General features: G+C 71.3%; 22 protein-coding genes and 2 rRNA genes. 23 read left to right on the top strand and 1 reads right to left on the bottom strand.

Annotated features, from left to right (window positions below):
* From AWQ70_RS35560 to AWQ70_RS35465, 20 genes are all read left to right on the top strand, one after another.
* Positions 1–74 (top strand): 23S ribosomal RNA (locus AWQ70_RS35560); the annotation flags it as partial.
* A gap of 120 nt (positions 75–194) precedes the next feature.
* Positions 195–311, top strand: a 5S ribosomal RNA gene (gene rrf / locus AWQ70_RS35555).
* Positions 312–858: 547 nt separating this feature from the next.
* A complete protein-coding gene (locus AWQ70_RS35550; protein ID WP_067186335.1) occupies positions 859–1263 on the top strand; it encodes a VOC family protein in 405 nt (134 codons plus the stop codon).
* A 164-nt stretch (positions 1264–1427) separates the two neighbouring features.
* Entirely contained in the window at positions 1428–2711 is a 1284-nt protein-coding gene (locus AWQ70_RS35545; RefSeq protein ID WP_067186340.1) for a bifunctional folylpolyglutamate synthase/dihydrofolate synthase, read from the top strand.
* A 50-nt stretch (positions 2712–2761) separates the two neighbouring features.
* On the top strand, positions 2762–3124 hold the full coding sequence (locus tag AWQ70_RS35540; RefSeq protein ID WP_067186333.1) for a DUF4233 domain-containing protein: 363 nt from the start codon (positions 2762–2764) through the stop codon (positions 3122–3124).
* An 11-nt stretch (positions 3125–3135) separates the two neighbouring features.
* Positions 3136–4653: a hypothetical protein gene (locus AWQ70_RS35535; RefSeq protein ID WP_067186331.1), complete on the top strand. Its 1518-nt coding sequence runs from the start codon at positions 3136–3138 to the stop codon at positions 4651–4653.
* 118 nt (positions 4654–4771) lie between these two features.
* Complete coding sequence (gene ndk, locus AWQ70_RS35530; protein ID WP_067186329.1) at positions 4772–5182, top strand: nucleoside-diphosphate kinase; 411 nt, start codon at positions 4772–4774, stop codon at positions 5180–5182.
* Between the two features lie 196 nt (positions 5183–5378).
* Entirely contained in the window at positions 5379–6410 is a 1032-nt protein-coding gene (locus tag AWQ70_RS35525; protein ID WP_067186327.1) for a rod shape-determining protein, read from the top strand.
* A 9-nt stretch (positions 6411–6419) separates the two neighbouring features.
* Positions 6420–7514 (top strand): rod shape-determining protein MreC, encoded by a 1095-nt coding sequence (gene mreC / locus AWQ70_RS35520; protein ID WP_067186325.1) that lies wholly within the window; start codon positions 6420–6422, stop codon positions 7512–7514.
* 5 nt (positions 7515–7519) lie between these two features.
* Positions 7520–8023: a rod shape-determining protein MreD gene (gene mreD / locus AWQ70_RS35515; protein ID WP_067186323.1), complete on the top strand. Its 504-nt coding sequence runs from the start codon at positions 7520–7522 to the stop codon at positions 8021–8023.
* A gap of 13 nt (positions 8024–8036) precedes the next feature.
* On the top strand, positions 8037–10100 hold the full coding sequence (mrdA, locus tag AWQ70_RS35510; protein ID WP_067186318.1) for a penicillin-binding protein 2: 2064 nt from the start codon (positions 8037–8039) through the stop codon (positions 10098–10100).
* Positions 10097–11275, top strand: coding sequence for a rod shape-determining protein RodA (rodA, locus tag AWQ70_RS35505; RefSeq protein ID WP_067186316.1), 1179 nt, complete (start codon positions 10097–10099; stop codon positions 11273–11275). The genes mrdA and rodA overlap by 4 nt, the downstream gene beginning before the upstream one ends.
* Positions 11276–11334: 59 nt before the next feature.
* A complete protein-coding gene (locus tag AWQ70_RS35500; RefSeq protein ID WP_067186314.1) occupies positions 11335–13257 on the top strand; it encodes a TIGR03960 family B12-binding radical SAM protein in 1923 nt (640 codons plus the stop codon).
* 105 nt (positions 13258–13362) lie between these two features.
* Positions 13363–14094, top strand: coding sequence for a TIGR03936 family radical SAM-associated protein (locus AWQ70_RS35495; protein WP_067186312.1), 732 nt, complete (start codon positions 13363–13365; stop codon positions 14092–14094).
* Between the two features lie 268 nt (positions 14095–14362).
* On the top strand, positions 14363–17059 hold the full coding sequence (locus AWQ70_RS35490) for an Rne/Rng family ribonuclease (RefSeq protein WP_444543152.1): 2697 nt from the start codon (positions 14363–14365) through the stop codon (positions 17057–17059).
* A 188-nt stretch (positions 17060–17247) separates the two neighbouring features.
* Complete coding sequence (gene rplU, locus AWQ70_RS35485; RefSeq protein WP_067186310.1) at positions 17248–17562, top strand: 50S ribosomal protein L21; 315 nt, start codon at positions 17248–17250, stop codon at positions 17560–17562.
* A gap of 38 nt (positions 17563–17600) precedes the next feature.
* A complete protein-coding gene (gene rpmA / locus AWQ70_RS35480) occupies positions 17601–17858 on the top strand; it encodes a 50S ribosomal protein L27 (RefSeq protein WP_061257314.1) in 258 nt (85 codons plus the stop codon).
* Positions 17859–17972: 114 nt separating this feature from the next.
* Positions 17973–19325 carry a GTPase ObgE gene (obgE, locus tag AWQ70_RS35475; RefSeq protein ID WP_067186308.1) on the top strand — a complete coding sequence of 451 codons (1353 nt, stop codon included), beginning with the start codon at positions 17973–17975 and terminating at the stop codon, positions 19323–19325.
* 13 nt (positions 19326–19338) lie between these two features.
* Complete coding sequence (proB, locus tag AWQ70_RS35470) at positions 19339–20457, top strand: glutamate 5-kinase (protein WP_067186306.1); 1119 nt, start codon at positions 19339–19341, stop codon at positions 20455–20457.
* A 20-nt stretch (positions 20458–20477) separates the two neighbouring features.
* Positions 20478–21734, top strand: coding sequence for a glutamate-5-semialdehyde dehydrogenase (locus AWQ70_RS35465; RefSeq protein WP_067186304.1), 1257 nt, complete (start codon positions 20478–20480; stop codon positions 21732–21734).
* A gap of 78 nt (positions 21735–21812) precedes the next feature.
* On the opposite strand, the gene AWQ70_RS35460 is transcribed toward AWQ70_RS35465, so the two are convergent.
* Complete coding sequence (locus AWQ70_RS35460; protein ID WP_067186302.1) at positions 21813–22487, bottom strand: LuxR C-terminal-related transcriptional regulator; 675 nt, start codon at positions 22485–22487, stop codon at positions 21813–21815.
* Between the two features lie 189 nt (positions 22488–22676).
* Between AWQ70_RS35460 and AWQ70_RS40085 the strand changes: the two genes are divergently transcribed.
* From AWQ70_RS40085 to AWQ70_RS35450, 3 genes are read left to right on the top strand one after another with little or no spacing between them, the layout of a single operon-like run.
* Positions 22677–22844: a hypothetical protein gene (locus AWQ70_RS40085; RefSeq protein WP_169808794.1), complete on the top strand. Its 168-nt coding sequence runs from the start codon at positions 22677–22679 to the stop codon at positions 22842–22844.
* Positions 22844–23281, top strand: a complete 438-nt coding sequence (locus tag AWQ70_RS35455; RefSeq protein ID WP_067186300.1) for a DoxX family protein — start codon at positions 22844–22846, stop codon at positions 23279–23281. The genes AWQ70_RS40085 and AWQ70_RS35455 overlap by 1 nt, the downstream gene beginning before the upstream one ends.
* A 59-nt stretch (positions 23282–23340) precedes the next feature.
* Entirely contained in the window at positions 23341–24930 is a 1590-nt protein-coding gene (locus tag AWQ70_RS35450) for a serine/threonine-protein kinase (protein ID WP_067186298.1), read from the top strand.
* Positions 24931–24943 lie beyond the last annotated feature (13 nt).

Here is a 24943-nt window from a genome sequence, read left to right as displayed (position 1 = left end):
GGTTGATAGGCCGGAGGTGGAAGCGCGGTAACGTGTGGAGCTGACCGGTACTAATAGGCCGAGGACTTGACCATAAGGTTTTGCTCGCGTCGACTGTGCGATTCAGAGACTGCAAACAGTCCTGCCCGCACGCACACATGGATGGATGGATGTGTGTTTGGTGTGTGGGTGGCTGGTTGTGTGTTTCATAGGGTTACGGCGGTTATAGCGGTTGGGAAACACCCGGTTACATTCCGAACCCGGAAGTTAAGCCTTCCAGCGCCGATGGTACTGCACTGGGGACGGTGTGGGAGAGTAGGACGCCGCCGGACAATTGTTGGAGTTGGGGGTCACCTTTGGGTGGCCCCCTTCTTCGTTTTCTGGGTGTTTGTTGTTGTGTTTGTGGGGGTCTTCGGGCCCCCTTTTTTTGTTGTCCGCCGGGGAGGTCCGGGACGGCGCTGTGCCGCGGTGTGGGGTGGCTTGGCCGGCGCGCTGGCTTTGTGCGGGCTCCGGGGGCGGGGGGTGTGGGGGCAGTCAGCCGGCAACGCCTGCCTGCGCTGCACGCCCTCCGTACGTCGACGGTCGCGCCGCCGGTGTGGCCGGCCGGTGCGAGCCGATAGAGCTGCTGATGCGCTGATGCGCTGGGGCGGTGGGCGCGGTTGCCGGCTCGCGCCGAGGCCTTGTGTTTGGGGCCGCCGCCACGCGTGCCGGGCGATCCCGGCCGTACGTTGAACATGGCGGTCAGGCTGGGCCGCGCCGGGTTGAGTTGCCGGCGTGGCCCGGCCGGTGGGAGTCGGCCGGGGTTCCTACGCGGCGGACTGCGGCCGGGGGCCTGCCAGATCTTCAGGGGCCGCGGTGAGAATAGTGAAGGGATCGCTGATGAGACCGACGACCGGGATGCTGCACCACGTCGAGCTGTGGGTGCCCGACCTGCGACGCTCGCTGGTCAGTTGGGAGTGGCTCATGGAGGCCCTCGGCTACTCCGCCTTCCAGGAGTGGGCCGAGGGCCGTAGCTGGCGGCTGGGATCGGTCTACATCGTCCTGGAGCAGTCTCCCGCTCTCAGCGACGAACGTCATGACCGCTGCCGACCTGGGCTGAATCATCTCGCCTTCCACGTGGAAAGCCGTGCTCTGCTCGACGTGTTGGTCGATCAGGCGGGCGCTCGCGGCTGGACGTTGCTTTTCCCCGACCGTCACCCCTACGCCGGTGGCGACCAGCACTATGCCGCGTATCTGGAGAACGCGGACGGGTTCGAGGTGGAGCTCGTGGCGGCCGACGTCTGAGATCGGCCCCATGAAATGCCGCATCGCCGGTTCGTCATTCGCCATGCCGAGCGGGCGAGGTCGCCCCGGTGAGGGGCTCCACCTGCCGATGTCCTCGCGGCGGCGGCGATCCGGGCTGACAGTAAGGTTGATGCGTGGAGTATCGAGAGGTCGAACAGGCCATCATGCGCAGGGGAGTCGAGTGGGATTTCACTCCCACGCTCGACAGGATCACCGCCTTGGTGGAGCTGCTCGGTGACCCTCACAAGGCGTACCCGATCATTCATGTCGCCGGGACGAACGGCAAGACGAGCACCGCGCGGATGATCGAGTCGCTGCTGAGAGAGCGCAATCTTCGGGTCGGCAGGTTCACCAGCCCGCACCTGAACTCCATGCGCGAGCGCATCAGCGTCGACGGTGTCCCCCTCTCCGAGGAGCGGTTCACCGAGGTGTACGAGGACATCGCGCCGTACCTGGAGATCATCGACGCCAAGGTCGGGAAGCTCAGCTTCTTCGAGACCCTGACAGCCATGGGCTTCGCCGCGTTCGCGGACACGCCCGTGGACGTGGCCGTGATCGAGACCGGGATGGGCGGCACCTGGGACGCGACCAACGTCGCCGACGGTGTCGTGTCGGTGATCACACCGATCTCGCTTGACCACACCGACTATCTCGGGCCGGACGTCGAGACGATCGCGGGTGAGAAGGCCGGCATCATCAAGGCCAAGTCGACGACCGTACTCTCGCAGCAGCCGCTCCCGGCCGCCGAAGTGCTGATGCGTCGAGCGGCGGAGATGGGCGCGACGGTCGCGCGGGAAGGTCTGGAGTTCGGCGTACTGCACCGCGAGCTGGGCATGGGCGGACAGCTCCTCCAACTGAAGGGCCTGAAGGGCGTTTACGAGGAGGTCTTCCTGCCTCTGTACGGCGCGCACCAGGCGAGCAACGCGGCGAACGCGCTGGCCGCGGTGGAGGCCCTGACCGCGGGGGAGGAGCCTCTCGGTGACGAACTGGTGCGGCAGGCGTTCGCCCAGGTGACCAGCCCGGGCCGGCTCGAGGTGGTCCGGCGCGGGCCGACGGTGGTCCTCGACGCCGCGCACAACCCGGGCGGCATGGAGGCCACCGTCGACGCGATCTCGGAGTCGTTCGGCTTCACCCGGCTCGTCGCCGTCGTCGCCGTCATGGCGGACAAGGACGTCGACACGATCCTGGAGTTCCTCGAACCCATCGTCGAGGAGATCGTCGTGACGAGGAACTCCTCGCCCCGGTCCTTGGCGCCCGCGGATCTCGCGGCGAGGGCGGAGAGCGTGTTCGGCGTGGATCGGGTCCACGAGGTCGCCCGCCTGGACGACGCCATCGACGTCGCGGTCGGTCTGGCGGACCAGGGTGACGAGTTCGGCTCCGGCGTGCTGATCACGGGGTCCGTCGTCACCGCGGGCGACGCCCGCGTCCTCCTCAAGGCGGACCGATGACCCGGGGCGGAGCGATGGCGCAGGGTGGAGCGATGACTCAAGGCGGAACGATGAGCGGCGGACGCGGCGACGGCAGGTTCGAGGTGACACCGGGAATGCGCCGGCTCGGCGCCAGCGTGCTCGGCATGGAGGCGATCGTCGTCGCGTTGTTCACCCCGGTCGCGATCGCGGTGGCGCACATCGAGACCGCCGTGGCCGTGACGGTGGGCATCGGGCTGGCCGTGCTGTGCGTACTGGCCGCGGGCATGCTGAAACGGCCCGCGGGCTACATCGCGGGCAGCGTCGTACAGGTGCTGGCGATCGCCACCGGGTTCCTCGTGCCGACGATGTTCGTCCTGGGCGTGCTCTTCACGGCGCTGTGGATAACCGCGATATTCGTCGCTCGCCGTGTCGAAGGGGCGACGAAGCGCTAAAGTCGGCCAGCATGGCCGTCCCCCCGATTCCTCAGGCCCGGGCCGCCGTGCCCGCTCGTGCCGTACGCGTTCCCCTGCTGCTCGACGTCGTGGTCGGGCTCCTCGTCGCGGTCGCGCTGCCCTTGGCGATCGTGGCAATCCCGAACACCATCTCCGTCGTGGCCGCGCTGCTGCCGCCGGACGCCTCGCAGATCGCCATGACGCGGGCGCACGGCCTGGCGCTGCCGGTCATGCTGCTGGCCGTACCGCTCGCGGCGATCGCCGTACGGCGGTTCCGCGCCGCGCCGATCCTGGTCGCGGGGCTCACGCTGCTCGCCGCGGCGGACGCGGCGGGCGGTTACGCGGGCTCGGCCGTCGCGGTCGGCGCGCTGCGCGTCCTGCACGGCGTCGGCGCGGGCATGCTGCTGCCCGCGACCCTCGTCGCCGTGTGGGAGCGTCCGCGGCGCAGGTTCCTGCTCCCGCTCTGGGCGGGGATGCTGGCCGCGAGTCTGGCCGGGGCGCAGGCCCTCGCCCTGTGGCCGCTGGCCAGGGCGACCGCCTGGCAGGTCACGCTCCAGCCCTATCCGCTCCTCACCGGTGTCGCGCTGGCGCTGGCCGCCGTGTACCTGGTGCTCTGGATCGTCACCAGGGACGGCGCCGACGGCGGGGACGCCGACGCGGGGCGGCCCTCGGCGTCGGAGCGCAGCCGGCTGACACTGGCCGCCGTCCCGTCGGCCGGCATCGCCGTACTGGGGGTCGGGACGACGTTCGACTGGCCGCCGGTCCTGGTCATCGCCGCCGCGGCGGTCGCGGTGGTGGCGATGCTGGGGCTGGGCGCGGTCGCCGCGTTCGAGGGGCCCGGCGGGCGGGCGCTGGCCTTCACCGGCGTCGCCGTCGGGCTGGTCGTCCTGCCGACCGCGGCCCAGGCGACGTACGTGGAGATGGGCGGCGTGCGCGGGGGGCCGGGGCTCTCCGGGCTGTGGCTGCCCTTCACTCTGGCCGCGGCCGTGGCGCTGGTCGTCGCCTGGGGTGTGGGAGCCGTGGCCGAGGAACGGGCCGGGAGATACGTCGGAGCCGGGCTGGTCGCGGTGGTGGCCGGTCTCTGCGCGATCAGGCTGCTCGCGCCGACCCCGGACGGCCCGCTGCTCGTGGTGCCGTTCGCGATGCTCGCCGGGGGCTCCGCGGTCGCGCTGGTCGCCGCGCTGCGGCCGGTGCGGATCGGCACGGCGCTGTTCGGCCTGTCCCTGTGCTTCCCCGCCGTGCTCGCGGGCTTCCTGATGGGAACGGGCATCCAGCTCATCCGCCTGCGTGAGGTGGCCCGGTCGGGCGACCCGACGAAGCCGGAGCCGATCGCGCAGGCGTTCGTCGACGCGCTGTGGACGTGGGCCCTGGTGGGCGGGTTCGCCGTCGTGGGCATCATCGTGATCGCGTCCTGGCTGGGGCGGAGGGAACCGGGACCGTCGCCCGATGCCGCGGTGCTGGTTCCGTCGCCCACCCCCTCGCCGGAGGAGAAGGGCATGGAGAGCGGGGAAACCTCCTCAGACCGGTAAGCTGCGGGATGCACGGAGCACCCGAGCGAGCGCGGCCATGGGCACGCCTTGCTGCGGAGAGCCGACTTTTCGCAGCCGTCGCCGAGAACGGCTGAAGATCGCAACAGAGGAGATTCTCGTGTCGGAGCGCACGCTTGTCCTGATCAAGCCGGACGGTGTCCGTCGTGGCCTCATCGGTGACGTCATCGGCCGCATCGAGCGCAAGGGCCTCAAGGTCGTGGCGATGGACCTGCGCACGCTGGACGCCGAGACCGCCAAGACGCACTACGCCGAGCACGCCGAGCGTCCGTTCTTCGGCGAGCTGGTGGAGTTCATCACGTCCGCTCCGCTGGTCGCGCTCGTGGTGGAGGGCCCGCGGGCCGTCGAGGCGTTCCGCGCGCTGGCCGGTCTGACCGACCCGGTGAAGTCGGCCCCCGGCACGATCCGCGGCGACCACGCTCTGGAGATCGGCGAGAACGTCGTCCACGGCTCCGACTCGCCCGAGTCCGCCGCCCGCGAGATCAAGATCTTCTTCCCCGACCGCTTCTGAGCGCTCGACCACAGGAGAGGCCCCGGCTCAAACCGGGGCCTCTCGTGTTTTCCCAGGTAGTGACGCTTCTGGGGCCCCTGAGCCGGAAGATTTTCCCGCTCGCTGACGGTCTCGATGTGCCGGGCGATGGGTACTACAAGTTACGATTCGAGTGCGATGCGTTATCCCGCAAACCACCTGAAAGGCCTTCTTCAGCATGGGGAGCAAGCTGGCATTCCTGGGCCGTGACATGGCGGTTGACCTCGGCACGGCGAACACTCTCATCTACGTCCGAGGGCGCGGCATCGTTCTGAACGAGCCGTCCGTCGTAGCACTCAACAACTCCACTGGGAAGATCGTCGCGGTGGGGATCGAGGCGAAGCGGATGATCGGGCGAACACCCGGAAACATCACCGCCGTACGTCCCCTGCGGGACGGAGTGATCGCCGACTTCGACATCACGGAACGCATGCTGAGGTACTTCATCCAGCGTGTTCACAAGCGCCAGCGATTCGCGAAGCCGCGCATCATCGTCGCGGTCCCCAGCGGGATCACCGGTGTGGAGCAGCGGGCCGTCAAGGAAGCGGGATACCAGGCGGGAGCCCGCCGGGTCTACATCGTCGAGGAGCCCATGGCGGCGGCGATCGGCGCCGGCCTCCCGGTCCACGAGCCGACCGGCAACATGGTCGTGGACATCGGCGGAGGCACCACCGAGGTCGCGATCATCTCGATGGGCGGCATCGTCACCTGCCAGTCGATCAGGGTCGGCGGAGACGAGCTCGACCAGGCGGTCGTGAGCTTCGCCAAGAAGGAATACTCCCTGATGCTCGGCGAGCGAACCGCCGAGGAAGTGAAGATCGCCATCGGCTCGGCGTACAACGACCATGAGGAGATCCACGCGGAGATCCGCGGCCGGGACCTCGTCACCGGGCTCCCCAAGACCGTCGTGATCTCGGCGGAGGAGATCCGCCGGGCGACCGCGGAGCAGGTCAACGCGATCGTCGACGCGGTGAAGACCACCCTGGACCGGTGCCCACCGGAGCTGTCGGGCGACCTGATGGACCGGGGGATCGCGCTCACCGGCGGCGGCGCCCTGCTCAAGGGCATGGAGGAGCGGCTGCGGGACGAGACCGGGATGCCGGTCCACCTCGTGGACAACGCCCTCGACTCGGTGGCACTGGGATCGGGCAAGTGCGTGGAGGACTTCGAGGCGCTCCAGCAGGTGTTGGTGCCGGAACCCCGCCACTAAGGGGGCGTGATGAGAAATTCCCGCCGCACCCGTCTGATCCTCGGCATCCTCCTCGCCGCGGCTCTGGTGCTGATCACCGTCGGCCACCGCGGCGGCGACTCGTCCGTCGCCGGGCCGTTGCGGCAGATCGCGTCCTCCGTGTTCGGCACGGCCGAGCAGGCGACCACGAAGGTGACGGCGCCGGTGTCGAGATTCTTCTCGATGCTGACCGGCGCCCCCGGCGCTCAGGAGCGCATCGACGGCCTGAAGAAGGAGAACGCCCGGCTCAGGGGCAGGCTGGCCGCCGCCGAGCTGGACAAGGACAGGTCCAAGGAACTCGACCGGATGCTCGGCCTGTCCGGCCTCGGCCGCTACCGGGTCATCGCGGCGCAGGTGATCGCGCGCCGGCACACGCCCGGGCTGGAGGACAACGTCGAGATCGACGTCGGCTCGCGTGACGGCGTGCGCCGGGACATGACCGTCCTGAACGGCGACGGCCTGGTGGGCCGCGTCATCAGGACCGGGCCCGGGACGTCGACCGTCATCCTGCTCACCGACCCCGGCTCGTCCGCCGGCGCCCGCCTGGAGGGCGGCAACGAGCTCGGCGTCGTCAGCGGCGTCACCGAGGACGGCAAGGGCCACGACCTGATCCGGCTGCGCCTGCTCGACTCCACGGTGCCCTTGAAGAAGGGGCGGCGGATCGTCTCCTTCGGCTCCCAGAACGGCGCGCCGTACGTGCCGGGGGTGCCGATCGGCGAGATCGAGCGGGTCGTGGCGACGCCCGGTGAGCTGACCCGGACCGCCTACGCCCGGCCGTACGCGGACTTCACCGCGCTCGACGTCGTGGGCGTGGTGGTGCGGGCGCCCGACCGCGACCCGCGCGACTCGGTCCTGCCGGATGCGCCGGCGAAGGCCGCGCACGGGAAGAAGGACCAGGCCAAGGACCGCAAGGACAAGGCCAAGGCCAAGGACCAGGCGAAGCGGCAGCGGGACGCGTCCGGTGGAGCGCAGGAGCCGGGCCGTGACGCTCGGGAGGAAGCGGCGCAGGAGGGCGCGGCTCAGGAGGATGCGGGCGTCGCTCCGCCCCAGGCGGACACGACACGGCGGGCCGGGGAGAGGGACTGATCGGCATGGCGCGTAACCTGCTCGCCGCGTTCCTCGTCTTCGTCGCCCTGGTCGTGCAGGTGACGGTGCTGAACCGGTTGCCCGTCATGGTGGTGCCCGACCTGGTCCTGCTGGTCGTGATCGCGCTGGCCGCGATCAGAGGCCCGCTCGACGGCGCCGTCATCGGCTTCTGCGCGGGCCTCGCCGCCGACATCCTGCCGCCCGCGGGAGAGGTGCTCGGGCAGTACGCCCTGGTCATGTGCCTCACCGGCTTCGTGGCCGGGAAGCTCGGCGAGCACGTTCCCCTGATCGCCACGGTGGTGTGCGCCGTCCTCGCCCCGGCCTTCACGGTCGGGGTGGGGGCCCTGATCGCGGACGACGGGGTCGGCTGGACCTACATGCGGACGGTGTGGCCGTGGGTGGCGCTGTGCAACCTGATCGCAGCCCCGGTCGTGTTGTGGGCGGTGCGCCGGCTCCACCGCGAGCGGCGGCGGCAGCCCGTACTGGTGCCGAGCTGGAGGCGGATATGAGCGAGGTGGCTCCATGACCCGGATGCGCACGCGATTGATCGTCCTTCAGATCCTCGTCGTTTCGTTGCTCGTGGTCCTCGTCGTGCGGCTCTGGCAGGTCCAGGTGGTGCGCGGGCGGGAGTTCGTGGCGACGGCGACCGAGTTCCGCACCAGGGACGTCGTGGTGCCGGCGCTGCGCGGGGAGATCCTGGACGCGAGCGGCCGGCCGCTGGTCCGCAACCGCACCAGCCTGGTGGTCTCGGTGGACCGTACGACGCTGGAGCGGCTGCCCGACGGGGGAGCCGCCGTCCTGAAGAGGCTGGGAAGGGTGCTCGGCATGCCGCCGGACAAGCTCAAGCAGCAGATCCGTGCCTGCGGCCCCGGCGTGACGCGGCCGTGCTGGCCCGGCTCGCCGTACCAGCCGATCCCGGTGGACGCCCAGGCGACGAACCGGGAGGCGCTGCAGATCCTGGAGCGGCAGGAGGACTTCCCCGGCGTGACGGCGGAAATTCAGCCGGCCCGCTACTACCCCGGCGGGTCGGAGGCGGCCCAGATGCTCGGCTACCTGCAGCCGGTCACCCAGCACGAGCTGGAGAAGCGCGAGGGACTCAAGGCCAGCTTCTCCGGCGTCGACCTGGTGGGCCGGGACGGCCTGGAGGCCACGTACGACGCGGCGCTGCGGGGCACGTCGGGCCTGCGCCGGGTCCAGGTGGACCGGATGGGCAAGCAGATCGCCGTCGAGCAGCAGCGGTCGCCGGTCACCGGCGACACGCTGGTCACCAGCATCGACGCGCGGGTCCAGTCCATCGTCGAGAAGGCGGTGGCCGAGGCGATGAAGAACAATCCGCAGTCCGACGGCGCCGCCGCCGTGGTGCTCGACGTCAAGACCGGCCGGGTCGTCGCCATGGCCAGCATGCCGACGTACAACCCGTCGGTGTGGACCGGAGGCATCGCCGAGCACGACTACCAGCGCCTCCTGTCGAGCAAGTCGGGCAAGCCGCTGATGTCGCGGGCGATCAAGGGCGAGTTCGCGCCGGGGTCGACGTTCAAGATCTCCTCGGTCTCGGCGATGGTCGCGGACGGCTCGCCGCTGCGGGGGACCTACCAGTGCCCCAGCTCGTACAACGTGAACGGGCGCGCCTTCCCGAACGCCGGAGGCATGAGCCTGGGAGCCATCTCGCTGCACACCGCGCTGGTCAAGTCCTGCGACACGGTCTTCTACCGCGCTGGTTTCGAGGAGTGGCAGCGCGACGGCGGCAACACGCCGAAGTCCAAGGTCAAGGAGCCGATGGCGAACATGGCCCGCGCGTACGGGTTCGGGAAGCGGACCGGCGTCGACCTGCCGGGCGAGTCCCCCGGGCTCATCCCGGACCGCGCCTGGAAGCGCAACCTGTGGAACGCCACCAAGGACGAGATGTGCAAGCGGGCGAAGACCGGCTATCCCGAGATCAAGGACGCGGGACGGGCGGCGTTCTCCAAGCGGCTCGCGCACGAGAACTGCGCGGAGGGCTACATCCTCCACGCGTACGAGGCGGCGAACTTCTCCATCGGGCAGGGTGACGTGCTCGTCACGCCGCTCCAGCTCGCCCGGGCGTACGCCGCGCTCGTCGGCGACGGCAAGCTCCGCAGCCCCCGGGTGGGCTGGGCGCTCTTCCGCCCCGACGGCACGCTGGTCAAGGAGATCAAGCCCCCGGTCGTCGGGAAGCTGCCGATCGACAAGGAGACCAGGGACTACATCCGCCGGGCGCTCAGCGAGGTCACCTCCGACGGCACCGCGGCCGGGGCGTTCAACGGCTTCCCGATGAAGGAGGTGCGCATCGGCGGGAAGACCGGCACCGCCGAGGTGTACGGCAAGCGGGACACCTCCTGGTTCGCCTCGTTCGCGCCGGCGGAGAACCCTCGGCTGGTGACCGTGGTGATGGTGTCCCAGGGTGGGTTCGGCGCCGAGTCCGCCGCGCCGGCGGCGAGGAAGATCTGGGAGGGCATCTACGGCCTGGGCAAGAACGAGAAGGGCAAGCGGCTTGAGCCGGCCCTGCCGTCCGGGCGCCCCGTGGAGCGCCTGCCGGTCATCAAGCGGGACGGGACGGTCGCGCAATGATCCAGCAGGCGGCCGTGCGCCGGCGGTCGTTCGCGAGCCGCGCCGTGGGACAGGGATCCGCGATCAGGCGGATGGACGGCCTGCTGCTGCTCGCCGTCGCGGCCCTGTCCATCATCGGGACGCTCCTGGTCTGGTCGTCCACCCGGAGCTGGACGTCGGTCGAGCCGACCGCGATGGTCAAGAAGCACGTTCTCAACCTCTTCATCGGGGCGGCGCTGCTCATGGCGGTCGCCATGGCCGACTACCGGTGGCTGAAGCCCGCCGCGCCCATCGCGTACGGCGTGGCGCTCGTCGGCCTGCTGCTCGTGATCACACCGCTCGGTTCGACGATCAACGGGTCGCACTCGTGGATCCTGCTGGGCGGCGGGTTCGCCGTGCAGCCGTCGGAGCTGGCGAAACCGGCGCTGGTGCTGATGCTGGCGATGCTGCTCACAGAGACGGCCGCGCGGACCGACCGCCCGAGAGCCATCGGCATCGCGCTCTGCCTCGCGGTCGCCGGGGTCGCCACGATCCTGGTGATGCTCCAGCCCGACCTCGGCACCACGATGGTCCTCGCCGTGATCACCGGGGGCGTCCTCGTCCTGGCGGGCGTGCGCAAGCGGTGGATCGCGGTCGTGCTGGCGCTCGGCGTCGGCGGGGCGATGGCGGTGTGGTCGATGGGGCTGCTGAAGCCGTACCAGGTGGCCCGGTTCACCGCGTTCATCAACCCGGCGAGCGACCCGCGGGGGGCGGGGTACAACAGCACGCAGGCGCTGGTCGCGGTCGGGTCGGGGGAGCTCTTCGGCAAGGGCCTGTTCCACGGCGGCCAGACCACCGGGCGGTTCGTGCCGGAGCAGCACACCGACTTCATCTTCACGGTGGTGGGCGAGGAGTTCGGCTTCGTCGGGGCGGTGGCCGTGGTGCTGCTCCTCGGGGTGGTGCTGCTGCGCAGCCTGCGCATCGCCCGGCAGTGCGACGACCGGTTCGGCACGCTGGTCGCGGGCGGCATCGTGTGCTGGCTGGCGTTCCAGACCTTCATCAACGTCGGGATGACGATCGGGATCATGCCGATCACCGGCCTGCCGCTGCCGTTCGTCTCCTACGGCGGCACCGCGACGTTCGCCAACATGATCGGCATCGGGCTGCTCCAGGCGATCCACCTCCGCGACCGGTCGTACGGCAGGGGCGCCGGGTAGCCGCCCCGGCTGTGGACGACGGACCTGGAACCCCTTTCGAAGCGGATACGCTTGATGCCATGTCTGTCGAGTCACTGTTTCCTCGCCTGGAGCCGCTGCTGCCCAAGGTGCAGAAGCCGATCCAGTACGTCGGGGGTGAGCTCAACTCGACGGTCAAGGACTGGGACGAGGCGAGCGTCCGATGGGCTCTCATGTACCCGGACGCCTACGAGATCGGCCTGCCCAACCAGGGTGTGCAGATCCTCTACGAGATCCTCAACGAGCTGCCCGACACGATGGCCGAGCGCACGTACGCGGTGTGGCCCGACCTCGAGGCACTCATGCGGTCCGAAGGCGTGCCCCAGTTCACCGTCGACGCCCACCGTCCGGTTCGCGCGTTCGATGTCCTCGGGGTGTCCTTCTCCACCGAGCTCGGATACACCAACCTGCTGACCGCGCTGGATCTGGCGGGCATCCCGCTGGACGCGGTCGAGCGGACGGACGAGGACCCGATCGTGCTGGCCGGCGGCCACGCCGCGTTCAACCCCGAGCCCATCGCCGACTTCATCGACGCCGCCGTCCTCGGTGACGGAGAGCAGATCGCGATCGCGATCTCCGAGGTCATCCGCGAGTGGAAGGACGAGGGGTCGCCGGGCGGCCGCGACGAGCTGCTCATGCGCCTCGCCTCCACCGGAGGCGTCTACGTCCCGAAGTTCTATGACGTCGAGTACCACCCGGACGGGCGCATCATGCGCGTCGTGCCGAACCGGGCCGGCGTGCCGTCCCGGATCTTCAAGCACACGGTCATGGACCTCGACGAGTGGCCGTACCCGAAGAAACCGCTCGTACCGCTGGCCGAGACCGTTCACGAGCGGTTCAGCGTGGAGATCTTCCGCGGCTGCACCCGCGGCTGCCGCTTCTGCCAGGCCGGGATGATCACCCGTCCGGTGCGGGAGCGCTCGATCACCACGGTCGGCGACATGGTGGAGAACGGCATCCGGGAGTCCGGCTTCAACGAGGTCGGGCTGCTGTCGCTGTCCAGCGCCGATCACTCCGAGATCGGCGACATGGCCAAGGGCCTGGCCGACCGGTACGAGGGCACCAACACGTCGTTGTCGCTGCCGTCCACCCGCGTGGACGCGTTCAACATCGACCTGGCGAACGAGTTCTCCCGCAACGGCCGGCGATCCGGTCTCACCTTCGCCCCTGAGGGCGGCTCCGAGCGCATGCGCAAGGTGATCAACAAGATGGTCACCGAGGAGGACCTCATCCGCACCGTCACCACGGCGTACAGCCAGGGATGGCGGCAGGTGAAGCTGTACTTCATGTGCGGCCTCCCGACGGAGGAGGACGTGGACGTCCTCGGCATCGCCGACCTGGCCAAGAAGGTCATCCACGCGGGCCGCGAGGCGACCGGTTCCAGGGACGTGCGCTGCACGGTCTCGATCGGCGGGTTCGTGCCCAAGCCGCACACGCCGTTCCAGTGGGCCGCCCAGTGCGACCACGAGACGGTCGACCGCCGCCTCCGCGAGCTGCGCGACGCGCTGCGCGGCGACAAGGAGTACGGCCGCGCCATCGGCTACCGCTACCACGACGGCAAGCCGTCGATCGTGGAGGGGCTGCTGTCGCGCGGTGACCGGCGCGTCGCCCGCGTCATCCGCGCCGTCTGGGAGGACGGCGGCCGGTTCGACGGCTGGAGTGAGCACTTCTCCTACGAGCGGTGGATGAACGCGGCCGACAAGGCGCTGGCCGACGAGCCGGTGGACGTCGACTGGTACACCGTCCGCGAGCGCGAGGAGCACGAGGTGCTCCCGTGGGACCACCTGGACGCGGGGCTCGACCGGGAGTGGCTCTGGCAGGACTGGCAGGACGCCAAGGGCGACGTCGAGGTCGAGGACTGCCGCTGGACACCGTGCTACGACTGCGGCGTCTGCCCGACCATGGGGACCGAGATCCAGATCGGCCCGACCGGCAAGAAGCTGCTGCCCCTCACCGTCGTCTGACAGGGGACTTGCGAGCGAGGCTTATCCTGAAAGACGACGGACCGACACCGGAAGGACGACTTAACACTGAAACCCGTTCCTGATGGGCCCCCGCCCGCGCCCACGGTGCAGCGCCTTCGTGTGCGTTACGCCAAGCGCGGACGGCTGCGCTTCACGAGCCATCGCGACATCTCGCGTGCCGTCGAAAGAGCGGTGCGGCGAGCCGATATCCCGGTGGCGTACAGCGCGGGGTTCAGCCCCCATCCGAAGATCTCTTATGCCGGCGCGGCCCCGACCGGGGTGGCGAGCGAGGCCGAGTACCTCGAGATCGGCGTGACCAGGCCGTGCGACCCGCACCGCCTGCGCGCCGACCTGGACGCCTCGCTGCCGCCCGGCCTGGACGTGCTCGACGTGGTCGAGGCGCGCGATAGCGGCCTGGCCGACCGGCTGGAGGGCTCGACGTGGGAACTGCGGCTGCCCGGGGTGGAACCCGAGGTGGCGGCGAAGGCGGTCGAGGCGTTCGTCACCGCCGACCGCGTGGAGGTCGAGCGCCTGACCAAGAAGGGTCTGCGGCGGTTCGACGCCCGCGAGGCGGTGCTGACGCTGGCCGTTCAGGAAGGGCAGGGGAGAGCAGCAGGTCAGGAGCCCGATCGACCGTGTGTCATACTTCGCATGGTCGTTCGGCACGCGACACCTGCGGTTCGACCCGATGACGTACTCACGGGACTGCGTCTTGTGGCGGGCCTCGCGCCGCTGTCACCCCCCGAGGTGACCAGGCTGGCGCAGGGGCCGCTCGACGCGGCGACCGGTGAGCCCGCCGACCCGTTCGATTTCGATCGGGTGGGCGGAGACCGATAAGACTTGCCGCCGAGGCACCGAGAGGGAGCCCGGCGGACCGCGAGAGACGAGAGCTCCCGCGCGGCGCGGAGACGTGCCCGGGAGCTGACGGGAGAGCGCCCGCATGCTCGACAACGAGCCCAATGCCGGGGCTGTGAGCCTTGGCACCGATACGACGACTGACAGGACGACAGGGGGGACGCGGAGCGGAGCCCGTGGCGCCGCCGCGCGCCGTCGTTCGGCGAGCCGGCCCGCGGGGCCGCCGCCCGAGCCCGACGACACCCCGGCAGTGATCACCGTGGCCGCCGCGGCGGCCGAGCCCGAGCGCCCGGTGACCGCCGAGGCCGAGACGGCCCCGCCGCAGGCCGCGACGGCGGAACCGGAGGCCGCTCCGGCCGCCGAGGAGCCGAAGCCCAAGCGGACGACCCGCCGTAAGACCGCCGCCAAGACCGCCGCGGACGAGGCGGAGGAGGAGGCCGCGCCCGCCAAGCCCGCGCGGCGCACCCGCACTCGCAAGGCCGCCGCGGAGCCGGCCGCCGACGCGACCGCCCAGGCCGCCGACACGACCGCGGAGCCCGCCGGCGAGAAGCCGGCCGAGGCGGGCGGCGAAGAGGCCCCGGCCCCCACCCGGCGACGCCGTACGCGCAAGGAGGCGGCGCCGGAACGATCCAGCGCGATGACCGCGGCGGAGTCCGAGGTGGCCGCCGCCATGACCCTGGCGCTGCCGGACGAGGAGCCGCTCGACGAGGTCCCGGCCGAGGAGGCCGAGGGCGCGGCGGACATCGAGGACGCCGAGGCGGTCGAGACCGCCGAGACCGAGACGTCCGACGAGGAGACCGCGGAGGCGGAGAGCGCCGAAGAGGACGCCGTCCAGGCGCAGGGCCGCGGCGTGGTGGCCGACCCGTTCGGGCTGCACGCCCACCGGGTCATCGAGCCCCCGTCGCTGACCTTCCCGGCTCCGGCCGCCGTGTTCCAGCCGCTGTTCCAGGCCCCGGACCCGTTCGCCACCCCGGTGGTCCGCACGCAGCCGGTCGTACCCGCCGAGCAGGCGGAGGAGCAGGCCGAGGACGCGGAGACCGACGAGGGCGCCGAGCACGGCGAGGACGACGGCGAGGCGGGCGGCCGCCGCCGGCGGCGCCGCCGGGGCGGACGCGGCCGCGGCGTCAAGACCCGCGACGGCGAGGAAGGCGACGAGAGCGAGAGCGCGTCCGCCGAGGCAGCGGAGGAGCCCGAGGCCGAGGAGCATCACGAGGCCGAGGACGGCGAGTCCGAGCAGGCCGGCTCACGCCGCCGTCGCCGCCGTCGCAGGCGGGGTGCGGAGGAGGCCGAGCTCACGCCCGACGACCCGCCGAACACGGTGGTGCGCATCCGGGCGCCCCGCGCGACCCGGGCCACGTCCGTGGACGAGGTCCAGGGCGTACGCGGCTCGACCCGGCTGGAGGCCAAGAAGCAGCGCCGCCGCGAGGGGCGCGAGCTGGGCCGCCGCCGCCCGCCGATCATCACGGAGTCGGAGTTCCTGGCCCGCCGCGAGTCGGTCGAGCGCGTCATGGTGGTGCGCCGGCACGGCGGACGGACGCAGATCGCGGTCCTGGAGGACGGCATCCTCGTCGAGCACTACGTCGACCGGGAGGCGAGCCAGTCCTACGTCGGCAACGTCTACCTCGGCAAGGTGCAGAACGTGCTGCCCTCGATGGAGGCGGCGTTCGTCGACATCGGCAAGGGCCGCAACGCGGTGCTGTACGCCGGCGAGGTCAACTTCGACACCGCCGGGCTGGAGGGCCAGCCCAAGCGGATCGAGGCGGCGCTGAAGTCCGGGCAGTCGGTGCTGGTGCAGGTCACCAAGGACCCGATCGGGCACAAGGGCGCACGGCTCACCTCGCAGATCAGCCTGCCCGGCCGCTACCTGGTCTACGTGCCGGACGGCTCGATGACCGGCATCTCCCGCAAGCTGCCCGACAAGGAGCGGACGCGGCTCAAGCAGATCCTGCGCAAGGTCATGCCGGAGAACGCCGGAGTGATCGTCCGCACCGCGGCGGAGGGCGCCTCCGAGGAGGAGCTCAGCCGCGACGTGGCCCGGCTGTCGGCGCAGTGGGAGAACATCCAGCGCAAGGCCAAGTCGGCCAGCCCGCCGGAACTGCTCTCCGCCGAGCCCGACATGACCATCCGCGTGGTCCGGGACGTGTTCAACGAGGACTTCGCCTCGCTGGTCGTCGAGGGCGACGACGTGTGGGGGACCGTGGACGAGTACGTCCGCTATGTCGCCCCGCACCTGGCCGACCGCCTCACCAAGTGGGAGGAGTCGGGCGACGTCTTCGCCAGCTACCGCGTGGACGAGCAGATCGCCAAGGCGATGGAGCGCAAGGTGTGGCTGCCCTCCGGCGGCTCCCTGGTGATCGACCGGACCGAGGCGATGACCGTCGTCGACGTCAACACCGGGAAGTTCACCGGCCAGGGCGGCAACCTGGAGGAGACCGTCACCCGCAACAACCTGGAGGCGGCCGAGGAGATCGTCCGCCAGCTCAGGTTGCGGGACGTCGGCGGCATCATCGTCATCGACTTCATCGACATGGTGCTGGAGAGCAACCGCGACCTGGTGCTCCGGCGGCTGCTGGAGTGCCTGGCCCGGGACCGGACCAAGCACCAGGTGGCCGAGGTGACGTCGCTCGGCCTGGTCCAGATGACCCGCAAGCGGGTCGGACAGGGCCTGCTGGAGGCGTTCTCGACGCCGTGCGAGTGCTGCCACGGGCGTGGACTCATCGTCTCGTCAGAGCCGGTGGAGGCCAAGCCCGAGCCGCGCGGCACGCAGGGCAAGATGGCCATCGAGAAGGCCGTGGCCGAGAAGCTCTCGGCCGGCGAGGGGACGGCTGTCGCCGCGTCCGTCAACGGGAGGGACAGCGTCACCGACGCGCTCCACGCCGACGACGACGCGCTGGCCGGCCAGTCCCGGGGTCCGCGTCGCCGTTCCCGCAGGAAGACGGCAGAATAGGACCTCGTCTTTCCCGGCGTTCCGCCCGGTTCGACCTGGGTACCGGTAATCCGGTACCCTAGTCAACCGGTGCGCCCGGTGGCGCGCCTGGCTTCGCGCGCCTACCCGGTTCGCCGGTCGTTTTCATCGACAGCAGCCTGGATGCGGGGCGCAGCATCTAAGCATTTAGCCAGAAGAAGGGTTCCGCGGTGTACGCGATCGTTCGTTGCGGCGGCAGGCAGCAGAAGGTCTCCGTCGGGGACGTCCTCGAGGTGGACAAGGTCGCCGGCGAGGTCGGCTCCTCGGTGTCGCTGCCGGCGGTGCTCGTCGTCAACGACGGCGATGTCACCACCGACGCTGCCACGCTTGACAGGTTCCAGGTGACCGCCGAGATCCTCGGCGAGACCAAGGGCCCGAAGATCCGCATTCTCAAGTACAAGAACAAGTCCGGCTACAAGAAGCGCCAGGGTCACCGCCAGCGGTACACCCAGGTCAAGGTCACCGGCATCAACCCCGGACAGTAAGGATTTCCCGGGGGATGTCCCCCGAAAGGGAGTGAATCATGGCACACAAGAAGGGCGCCTCGTCCACCCGGAACGGCCGCGACTCCAACGCCCAGCGTCTGGGTGTGAAGCGCTTCGGTGGTCAGCTCGTCAACGCCGGTGAGATCATCGTCCGCCAGCGCGGCACGCACTTCCACCCCGGCGACAACGTCGGCCGTGGCGGCGACGACACGCTGTTCGCCCTCGCGGCGGGCCACGTGCAGTTCGGCACCAAGCGCGGCCGGCGCGCGGTGAGCATCGTCCCGATCGCGGAGTGAATCCGCTCGGCAAACGGTTGTAGATGAGGCGGATCGAGTTCTCGGTCCGCCTCATCTCTTTTCTGAGGGGAAGCGCGGTGACAGCGCGCCGCTCCCCTCCCATGAGGGGAAGCAATGGCTGATTTCGTCGACAACGTCATCCTCCACATCAAGGCGGGTGACGGCGGTCATGGCTGCGCTTCCATCCACCGGGAGAAGTTCAAACCGCTCGGCGGCCCGGACGGCGGGAACGGCGGCCGCGGCGGGGACGTGATCCTGGAGGTGGATCCCAACACGGCGACCCTGCTGGAGTACCACCACCGCCCGCACCGCCGGGCGGGCAACGGCAAGCAGGGCATGGGGTCGAACCGCGACGGCGCGAACGGCGAGACGACGATCCTGAAGGTTCCGAACGGCACCGTGGTGAAGGACGCCGCCACCGGCGAGGTGCTGGTCGACCTCGTCGGCGCCGGCACCCGCTACGTCGCGGCGCAGGGCGGCTTCGGCGGCCTGGGCAACGCCGCGCTCGCCAACGCCCGGCGAAAGGCCCCCGGCTTCGCGCTGCTCGGCGAGCCGGGCGACGAGGCGGACATCGTCCTCGAGCTCAAGACCGTCGCCGACGTGGCGCTGGTCGGCTTCCCGAACGCCGGCAAGTCCTCGCTCGTCGCCGCGCTCTCGGCCGCCCGGCCGAAGATCGCGGACTACCCGTTCACCACCCTGATCCCCAACCTCGGAGTGGTCACGGCCGGAGACACGGTCTTCACCGTCGCCGACGTGCCAGGGCTGATCCCCGGCGCGTCCGAGGGCAAGGGGCTCGGCCACGAGTTCCTGCGGCACGTCGAGCGCTGCTCGACCATCGTGCACGTCCTCGACTGCGCCACCCTCGACCCGGGACGCGACCCGCTGAGCGACGTCGACGTGATCGAGGCCGAGCTCGAGGCGTACGGGTCGCTGCAGGACCGGCCGCGGATGGTCGTGCTCAACAAGGTGGACGTCCCCGACGGGCGTGACCTGGCCGACATCGTCCGCCCGATGCTGGAGGAGCGCGGGCTGCGGGTCTTCGAGATCTCCGCCGCCTCCCACGAGGGCCTGACCCCCCTGGCGTACGCGATGGGGGAGATGGTGGCGCGGGCCCGGGCGGAGGCGCCGATCGAGGAGCCGACGCGCCTGGTCATCCGGCCGCGCCGCCTCGGCGAGACCGGTTTCGCGGTGCGGCGGGTGGACGAGAACACCTTCCAGGTCACCGGGGAGAAGCCGGAGCGCTGGATCCGCCAGACCGACTTCACCAACGACGAGGCCGTCGGCTATCTCGCCGACCGCCTGGAGCGGCTCGGCGTCGAGGAGGCGCTGGTCGGGGCGGGCGCCCAGGTCGGCGCCGAAGTGATCATCGGCCCGATGGAGGGCGGATACGTCTTCGACTGGCAGCCGTCCCAGGGCACGCACACCAGGGTGGCCGGGCCGCGCGGCACGGACAGCAGGCTCGCCTGAGAGGGGGACGGCGATGAGCAGGGATCGGGTCGGCACGGCGGCACGGCTGGTGGTCAAGGTGGGGTCGTCGTCGCTGACGACCCCGCAGGGCACCATCGACGTGGACAGGGTGGACGCGCTGGTCGACGTGCTGGCCGCGCGCCGCCTGGCCGGCGCGCAGATCGTGCTGGTCTCCTCCGGCGCGATCGCGGCCGGGCTCGGCCCGCTCGGGCTCAGAAGCCGTCCCAAGGACCTGGCCACCCAGCAGGCGGCGGCCTCCGTCGGGCAGGGTGTGCTCGTCGCGCGCTACACCTCGTCGTTCGCCCGGTACGGCCTGCGGGTCGGGCAGGTGCTGCTGACCGCGGACGACATGATGCGCAGGTCGCACTACCGCAACGCCAGGCGCACGCTCGCCCGGCTGCTCGAACTCGGCATCGTCCCCGTGGTCAACGAGAACGACACCGTCGCGACCGACGAGATCCGGTTCGGCGACAACGACCGGCTCGCCGCGCTGGTCGCCCACGTCACGTACGCCGACGCCATGGTGCTGCTCTCCGACGTGGACGCCCTGTACGACGGCGACCCCCGCAAGGAGGGGGCCCGGCGGATCACCGAGGTGCGCGGGCCCGAGGACCTGGAGGGCGTCGAGCTGGGCACCTCCGGCCGGGTCGGCACCGGCGGCATGGTGACCAAGGTGCAGGCCGCGCGCATCGCCACCGGGGCGGGCGTCCCGGTCGTGCTCACCGCGGCCGCGCACGCGGCGCACGCGCTGGCCGGAGACGACGTCGGCACGTACTTCCACCCCGTGGGCCGCCACCCCGGCACCCGGCTGCTGTGGCTGGCCCACGCCGCCACCGGCCAGGGGCGGCTCCACCTCGACGGCGGCGCGGTCGACGCGGTCGTCGGGCGGCGCAAGTCCCTGCTCCCGGCGGGGGTCGTCAAGGTCGAGGGCGACTTCTCCGCGGGCGATCCGGTGGACCTGTGCGGCCCCGCCGGCACCGTCGTGGCGCGCGGGCTGGTCAACTACGACGCGACCGAGATCCCCGAGCTGCTCGGCCGGTCCACACGGGAGCTGGCCAGGGCGCTCGGTCCGGAATATGAACGCGAGCTGATCCACCGGGACCACATCGTCATACTGGGGCACCACCACTAGCGAGTTCTGGAGTGCGGAGCATGTCTGAGGTAGAAGACTTCCTGAAGGTCGCCCGGGCGGCGAAGGACGCCGCCACCGTGCTGGCGCCGCTGCCGCGCGCGCCGAAGGACCTCGCGCTCCGTGCCGTCGCGGACGCCCTGGTGGCACGCTCGGCCGAGATCGTCGAGGCGAACGCCGACGACGTGGAGAGGGCCCGCGCGGGCGGGGTCTCCGAGGCGATGATCGACCGGCTCCGGCTCGACGCCGGACGCGTCGAGAAGATCGCGGCGGCGGTGCGCGAGGTCGCGGAGCTGCCGGACCCCGTGGGCGAGGTGGTGCGGGGCGGCACGCTGCCGAACGGGCTCGAACTGCGCCAGCTCCGGGTGCCGCTCGGCGTCATCGGGATCATCTACGAGGGCCGGCCGAACGTGACCGTGGACGCCGCCGCCCTGTGCCTGAAGAGCGGGAACGCCGTGCTGCTGCGCGGCTCGTCCAGCGCGTACTCGTCGAACACGGTCCTGGTCAGGATCATGCAGGAGGCGCTGGAGGCGACGCGGGTGCCGGCCGCGGCCGTGCAGCTCGTGCCGGGCCAGACGCGGGAGTCGGCCAAGCATCTCATGCGGGCCCGCGGGCTGGTCGACGTGCTCATCCCGCGCGGCGGCGCGTCGCTGATCAACAGCGTGGTGGAGGAGTCCACCGTTCCCGTCATCGAGACCGGCGTCGGCAACTGCCACGTGTACGTGGACGCCGACGCCGACATCGAGACCGCGCTCACGATCCTCGTCAACGCCAAGGCGCAGCGGCCCTCGGTGTGCAACGCGGCCGAGACCCTCCTCGTGCACGCCGACATCGCCGGGGAGTTCCTGCCCAGGGCGCTCACCGCGCTCAAGGACGTGGGCGTGACCGTGCACGGCGACGAGCGGGTCCGCGCGTACGGCGCCGACGTCGTGGCGGCGACCGAGGAGGACTTCTTCGCCGAGTACCTGTCGCTGGACATCGCCGCCGCGGTGGTCGACTCGCTCGACGACGCGGTCCGCCACATCAGGACGTACGGCTCCGGCCACACCGACGCGATCGTCACCCGGTCCCAGGGGGCGGCGCGGCGGTTCGTGGCGAACGTGGACTCGGCCGCGGTCGCGGTCAACGCCTCCACCCGGTTCACCGACGGCGGCGAGTTCGGGTTCGGGGCCGAGATCGGCATCTCGACCCAGAAGCTGCACGCCCGCGGCCCGATGGGCCTGCCCGAGCTGACCTCCACGAAGTGGGTCTACACGGGCGACGGGCACGTCCGGGACTAGTGCCCCTCGCGGCGTCTCCCCGGTCCGCGCCCGCCCGCCCGACGCGTCGTGCGGCGGACGGGCGGGACCGCAGGAGGATCAGACGCGGGCCAGCATCCGGCGCGACCCGAGGCCCGCGTCCCTCGCCCGCAGCGCCGCGTCGGTGCGGCTCGGCGCCTCCAGCTTGCTGAGCACGTTGCTCACGTGGTTGCGCACGGTCTTGGGCGCCAGGCGCAGCTCCCGTGCGATCTCCGCGTTGGACCGGCCGTCGGCGAGGTGTTCCAGGACCTCGTGCTCCCGCTGGGTCAGTCCGGGGAACGGCGTCCGCGCCGTCGGGTCGCCGAGGTGGGTCAGCAGCCGCGGCCCCACGCCCCGGCCGAACACCATCTGTCCCAGCGCGACGGAGCGGACCGCCGCCGCGATCTCCCCGGGGCAGGCGCATTTGAGCAGGTGCCCGTACGCCCCCGCGCGGAGCGCGGCGAACAGGTCCCCCTCCGACCAGCCCGTGCCCATCGTGATGATCCGTACGGCGGGGCACCTGCGCGTCAGGTAGTCCACCGCCTCCGGCATGGCGACGTCGATCAGGGCGACGTTCGGGCGGAGCCGTACCGCGAGCCTGATGGCGTCGAGCGGCTCCGACGCGGCGCCCACGACGGTGACGTCGCCGGCTTCGTGCAGTGCGTACCGGACTCCCTCGGCGTACAAAGGATGCTGGTCGGCCACCAGGACGGTGACGTGCCGGGTGCCCCGCCCGGTTGTGTGGTCGGTGTCCATGTGGGGTGAACCACCGCTTTCTTGGTTGCTTCTCCCGATGAGGACCGCGCGCCCCCGGCGCCGGCCTGGGTCAAGAATGAGCCCGCTCGCTTGGGAATGACTTGTGGTTGCCTGCCGTGACGATCAACGTTGCGCAAAGTAACCCGCGTGTCACTAGGGGAGGCGGCGCCGTGCGGCTTTGCTGTGCCCATGGAAATCGTGGTCGCCCTTGGCATGGCGGTGGGCGTGGTCGTCGCCGCGGACCGGCTCATGTTGTGGCTGGAGAGCCGTGGGCACGTCAACTGGCGGCGCACCGGGCCCAGGAAGCTGAGCGCGGAGCCGGAGACGGAGCTGGAGCTCCTCTTGAAGGACTCGTGATGAAACGGGCGCTCTACGCCGTGGCCGCGTTGATCGGCAGGGCGGTGCTCGGGGGCGTCTTCATGACGCACGGATGGGAGAAGTACGGCAACGGGGTCGACGCCACGGCCGCGCAGTTCGCCTCGGCGGACGTCCCCCTGCCGCACATCTCGGCGGTCTTCGCCATCATGGCCGAGCTGGGCGGGGGCTGCCTGCTGCTCCTCGGCCTGCTCACGCCCGTCGCGGGCACGGCGGTCGCCATGGTGGCGGCGGGTGCCTTCCTCTATGTCCACGTGCCGCACGGCGTCGCCGACGGCGGCCTGGAGCTGGTGCTCGCGCTCGGCGCGCTGGGAGTGGTCATCGCGGTCGCCGGGCCCGGCTGGCTGAGCCTCGATCACCTGCTCATCGGGCGGGTCAGGGCCCGCCGCCGCGGCGAAATCGTCCACGCGTCGGTCTGATATCCGCTCGGCGCGCCTTCCCGGATTCGTCCGTCCGCGCCGCTATGGTTGTCCCTCCTATGGGTGGACGTCTGGGGCGGGTCGGCCCGTACGCGCTGCTGGAGCGGCTGGGCCGGGGCGGCATGGGCGAGGTCTACCTCGCGGCCAACCGCCGGGGCGAGCAGGTCGCGGTCAAGATGCTCCGTGACCCGCTCGGGGACGACCCGGACGCGCGATTACGCCTTGAACGCGAGGTACGGGCCCTACGCCGGGTGGAGAGCCCGTACGTCGCCCAGGTCCTGGACGCCGACCTGTCCTGCGATCGGCCCTATCTGGTGATGGAGCACATCGAGGGCGAGACGCTGCTCGACGCGGTGCGTCGCAGGGGGCCGCTGCCCGAGCCGGAGCTGATCTCGCTGGCCCGCGACCTCGCGACGGCGTTGGCGATCACGCATGCCGCGGGCGTCGTCCACCGGGACCTGAAGCCGGCGAACGTCCTGATGGGCGCGGAGGGGCCGGTGCTCATCGACTTCGGCATCGCCCAGGTCCTCGACGCGACCAGGCTGACCATGACCGGGACGTTCCTCGGGACGCCGGGGTACGCCGCGCCCGAGCTGTTCGCCGACGAGACGGTGGGGCAGCCGGCCGACGTGCACGCGTGGGCCGCGACGGTGGCGTTCGCCGCGACCGGCCGGCCCACCTTCGGCCGGGGGACCGCCGAGTCCCAGATGTACGCGGTCCTGCACGGTCAGGCGGACCTCGCCGGGGTGCCCGCCGCACTGCTGCCCCTGATCAGGGCGGCCCTGCACCGGGATCCGGACAGGCGTCCCAGGGCCGCGGTCCTGGCCGGCCGGCTGGCCCGGCTCGCCCGTGCTTCGGCCGAGCCCGTGTGCGAGGAGGGCCGGCGCGCGGACGGCAGGCGCGGTGCCGGACGCCAGGGCCGGTCCGGGCGGCCTCCGCGTGTCCGCCGGGCCGACCGCCCCGCCCGCTCGGACCGTTCCGGCCGTTCGGAGCGTTCGGGCCGTTCGGAGCGGGGGGACCGGCCGCGGCAGGCCGCGCGGACCGTCGCCTCGGCGTCGGTGGCCGAGCCGGTGGCGGACACGGCGGCGGTGGAGAGGGTCGCAGTGGACAGGCCGGCGAGCACGATGCCGCGCCTTCCCCGGGGAAGCGCCGTGCTGCTGGTGCTGGCGCTGCTCGCGATCCCCTGCGTGGTGGCGTCGCTCGTCTATCCGCTCGCCACGTTCGCGATCACGGGCGCGCTCGCGGTGCTCACCAGGGCGCTGTGGAGCGGTCACTGGCTGGTGCGCGGGCGGGAGTCGGCCAGGGTCCGGGGGTTCCTGCGGGTGGTGACCTTTCCCCTGACTCTGGCGGGGTCGCTCGTCTCGGCCGTGGCCTGGCCGGGACTTCCGGCCGCGGCCGCGGCCTTTGCGGCGCTCTGGCTCACGGCCGGAGCACGCCTGGAACCCGAGTGGTGGACCCAGGCGGTGCCCGTGACGGTCGCGGGGGTCGCCTTCGGCGTCGTCACCGGCGGGATCATCGGCCGTGAGGTCGAGCGCGTCGGCGCTCGGGTGCCCGAGCTGCGGAGAGAGGGCCTGCGGGCGCTCGCCGTGCTCGGCGGCTTCGTGGCGTTGTGCGCCGCGGCCGTGCGAACGGTGGCGTTCTTCGTCTAGGGAGTGTCGGACA

It is taken from the genome of Microtetraspora niveoalba, assembly GCF_001570405.1.
GTDB classification, from domain to species: domain Bacteria; phylum Actinomycetota; class Actinomycetes; order Streptosporangiales; family Streptosporangiaceae; genus Microtetraspora; species Microtetraspora niveoalba.
Note: the sequence above shows the minus strand (reverse complement) of the source record. Positions and strands in the feature narration are given on the sequence as shown.